The organism is Bradyrhizobium sp. Kon56, assembly GCF_055807635.1.
Genome location: NZ_JBVVOU010000250.1, coordinates 1 through 333 on the forward strand (window position 1 = coordinate 1; position 333 = coordinate 333).

The 333-nt window shown below is 60.7% G+C and carries 1 protein-coding gene; it reads left to right on the top strand.

What is annotated here, in order from left to right:
• A partial coding sequence (locus tag AC0L3B_RS38845) for a response regulator (protein WP_473382992.1) occupies positions 1-333 on the top strand: 333 nt, incomplete at both ends.

Here is a 333-nt window from a genome sequence, read left to right on the forward strand (position 1 = left end):
GGCAAGCACAAAGCCACACCGATTCTGATGCTCACCGCGCGCAATGACGACACTGACCGAATCATCGGCCTGGAAATGGGCGCCGATGATTACCTGGTCAAGCCCTTCGTCGCCCGGGAGTTACTGGCGCGAATTAACGCCGTACTGCGCCGCACACGCATGTTGCCGCCCAATCTTGTCCTCACCGAAGCAGGCCGGCTGCTTGCATTTGGCAAATGGCGGCTGGATACCACGGCGCGGCATCTGCTGGACGGTGAAGGAACCATCGTGACGTTAAGCGGCGGTGAGTATCGGCTGCTTCGCGTGTTCCTTGACCACCCGCAGCGCGTTCTC